This is a genomic window from Hyphomonas sp. (assembly GCF_037969335.1).
In the GTDB taxonomy this organism is placed as follows: domain Bacteria; phylum Pseudomonadota; class Alphaproteobacteria; order Caulobacterales; family Hyphomonadaceae; genus Hyphomonas.
The window spans coordinates 1-3,059 of sequence record NZ_JBBKXE010000055.1 but is presented as its reverse complement, the minus strand read 5'-3'; the positions used below and the strand labels follow the sequence as shown (position 1 = coordinate 3,059).

Here is a 3,059-nt window from a genome sequence, read left to right as displayed (position 1 = left end):
GGCGGGGGCTGGGCCTGGCGGCGTGTTTTGCCTCGGCGACGATCTATGCGGTGGTGCTGGTGCTGCTGCGCCTGCGCGCGGTGCGGGAAGACGCGACGACGATTGCCGTGTTCACCAATGTCGTGCCGGCGCTGTGCATGGCGCCGGTCCTGTTCGGCGTCGCGGGGCCGGTGAACATGGGCGACCTGCCGGTGTTCGGATTGCTGGGCGTGCTCGGCTATTCGGTCTGGTTCCTGATGACGCTGGCCTATGCGCGGGCCAAGGCGCAGCTGCTGGCGCCGCTGGAATATACCGCGCTGGTCTGGAGCGCGCTGTTCGGGATCGTGTTCTTTGCCGAGATGCCGGGCTGGCAAGTGTGGGCCGGGGCGGTGCTGATTATCGGCGCGTGCCTGGGCGTTGCGTTCGAGAACCATTTCGAGACGCGGCGGCAGACCGGCCAGCCGGTCAGCGACTTGCCGGACTAGAGGGCCGGAGCAGGGGCCTGTGACCAACCCTTTGCGCAAGAAAAAACCCCCGCACGGTGAGGTGCGGGGGCTTTCGGGAATGTGTGGCTCTCGCGGCGTACGCGGGGCCTTAAAAGGCTTTAGGCAGCCGAGAGCTGGCCAGCAGACATTTTACCGCTGCGAGCGTCTTTCTCGAGCTCGTAGTTGACCTTTTGGCCATCATTGAGCGTTGCGAGACCGGCGCGTTCGACTGCGGAGATGTGCACAAACACATCAGCGCCGCCGGCATCGGGTTGAATGAAGCCAAAGCCTTTTTGGCTATTGAACCACTTAACAGTTCCTGTAGACATAGATCTTACCTGGTCTTAAAAATTCACGGGCATGCGGAGTTGCGCGCACGTGATCAATCTCGGGTCTTGCGGGGGAGAAGTCGGTCTTGCAGCGGCGCTTAAGCACGGCCTTAGTTGCGAGTTATCCGACACAATTTCGAAGTCGATAAGCGCTTTATTGCACAGTTTCACGCTAAGCTCAATCGCTGTTCGCATAATCGCGAATTGCCTGACCTTGCGTTGAAATGAGTGCTTTCTCTTTGCAATCCGTTTACCGGCTGGGCGCATAGATGCGCGCATGAACAGATTTGCGTCCAAACTGCAGGCGAGCTTCACCCGGTTCCAGATGGAATTGCGGCGCGCCGATCCGCGCGTCCAGGCCTACCGGCCGGGCCGCATGGTGTGGCCTGACCTCAGCGCGTCGCGCGACATCTCCATTCTCGACATGTCGCAGTCGGGTGCCAAACTGACCTTTGGCGAGGGCGCGATCCTGCCGGACCTGCCTGGCGAGTTCTATGTTTTCGTCCACGGACGCGGCGGCTCTGTCACGCGTCGCATCGTGTGCGAGAAACGCTGGCAGAAGGACGAGCTCGTCGGCGTGCGGTTCATCCAGCGCCTGGACGAGGCCGACTTCGAGCGGCTGGTGGCGGCGGACCCGTCTGCGCACTGAGGCGGCGCCTCAAAAATTCGCCTGAAATTTCATCGATTGCATACACCAGACCCTCACGCCCCTGTGTCATAACGGGTCGTCGCGATGTGGGACGTTGCTGTTCCAAATTGCGCCAGTGAATTCAGGCACGGTGGGCAAAACAGACCCTCCGGCCACGTACAAGGGTAAGATGATGGCGAAGACCGTACTGGTTATTGATGATGATCCGACACAACGCCGCCTGCTGCAGGCTGCCGTGGAGAAGGCGGGCTTTGCCTGCCGCACGGCGCCGGACGGCGAGACCGGGATTGCGGTCGCTGCCGATGCCAAGGATGGCGTCGATGTCGTGCTGCTCGACCTGACCATGCCGGGCCTGTCGGGCCTCGACACGCTCGAGCGCCTGTCGAACAAGCGCCCCGACCTGCCGGTGATCATGTTGACCGCGACAAGCGGTATCGACACGATCGTCCAGTCGATGCGCCGTGGCGCGGTGGACTTTATCGTCAAGCCGGCCAATCCGGAACGTGTGGTTGTTTCCATCCGCAACGCCCTCAAGATGCAGTCGCTGACCGGCGAAGTGAAACGCCTGTCACGCAAGGCCGATGGCGGCATGAGCTTCGAGGACATGATTGCCTCGGCAGCACCGATGCGCCAGGTCGTTCGACTTGCCGAGCGCGCAGCGGCCTCTGATATCCCGGTCCTGATTCTCGGTGAGAGCGGCGTCGGCAAGGAAGTCGTCGCCCGCTGTATCCAGGGTGCCTCGACCCGCGCCGGCAAACCCTTCGTGACCGTCAACTGTGGCGCGATCCCCGAAAACCTCGTCGAGTCGATCCTGTTCGGCCATGAGAAGGGTGCTTTTACCGGTGCCGTCTCGAAAGCGCCGGGCAAGTTCCTCGAGGCCGATGGTGGCACGCTGTTCCTTGATGAAGTGGGGGAGTTGCCCCTCGAAGCCCAGGTCAAGCTGCTCCGCGCCCTGCAGGAAGGGGAGGTCGATGCCGTCGGCTCGCGCCGCCCGACCAAGGTCGATGTGCGCATCATCTCCGCGACCAATCGCGATCTCGCCGCGCAGGTGGCCGAGGGCACGTTCCGCGAAGACCTTTTCTACCGGCTGAATGTCTACCCTGTGGACATGCCGAGCTTGCGCGAACGCCGCGACGATATCCCGGCGCTGGTCGAGCATTTCGTGACACGGTTCAATGCAAGCGAAGGCGCGAAAGTGTCCGGCGTGGCCGATGACACGCTGAAGATGCTGTATGCGTTCGACTGGCCGGGCAATGTGCGCCAGCTGGAGAATGCCGTCTTCCGCGCCGTCGTGCTGTGTGAGGGCGACCTCCTGCAGCCGCAGGACTTCCCGCAGATTTCCGGCCAGATGCCCGATCTCGACAGCCTGCCGGCGACGCCGGTTGCGGCCAATGCAGTGCCGACCGCGCCGATGGCGGCCAATGACAGCGGCCCTGTCGCGACGGGCAACAGCCCGGTGAGCATTACGGACGCGCATGGCGAACTGCGCACACTGACGGAAATCGAGCAGGACATCCTGCAATACGCGATCGAGTTCTATGACGGCCATATGAGCGAAGTCTCGCGCCGCCTCGGCATTGGCCGTTCGACGCTTTACCGCAAGGTGCGCGAATACGA

Annotated in this window: 4 protein-coding genes; 3 read left to right on the top strand and 1 reads right to left on the bottom strand. The window is 62.6% G+C overall.

What is annotated here, in order from left to right:
* A partial coding sequence (locus AADA04_RS04415; RefSeq protein WP_340692030.1) for a DMT family transporter occupies positions 1-464 on the top strand: 464 nt, incomplete at its 5' end.
* Positions 465-583: 119 nt separating this feature from the next.
* Here the strand turns inward: AADA04_RS04415 and AADA04_RS04410 are convergent.
* Positions 584-793 carry a cold-shock protein gene (locus AADA04_RS04410; protein WP_340692029.1) on the bottom strand — a complete coding sequence of 70 codons (210 nt, stop codon included), beginning with the start codon at positions 791-793 and terminating at the stop codon, positions 584-586.
* A 277-nt stretch (positions 794-1,070) separates the two neighbouring features.
* On the opposite strand from AADA04_RS04410, the gene AADA04_RS04405 reads away from it, so the two are divergent.
* Together AADA04_RS04405 and AADA04_RS04400 are read left to right on the top strand one after the other, a co-directional pair.
* Complete coding sequence (locus tag AADA04_RS04405; RefSeq protein ID WP_340692028.1) at positions 1,071-1,442, top strand: PilZ domain-containing protein; 372 nt, start codon at positions 1,071-1,073, stop codon at positions 1,440-1,442.
* A 172-nt stretch (positions 1,443-1,614) separates the two neighbouring features.
* Positions 1,615-3,059: sigma-54 dependent transcriptional regulator (locus AADA04_RS04400; protein WP_340692027.1), on the top strand; the 1,445-nt coding region annotated here is incomplete at its 3' end.

Bases quoted from the DNA above. Each gene is read 5' to 3' on its own strand.
- AADA04_RS04405 (WP_340692028.1), top strand. From the start codon at position 1,071: ATGAACAGATTTGCGTCCAAACTGCAGGCGAGCTTCACCCGGTTCCAG.
- AADA04_RS04410 (WP_340692029.1), bottom strand. From the start codon at position 793: ATGTCTACAGGAACTGTTAAGTGGTTCAATAGCCAAAAAGGCTTTGGC.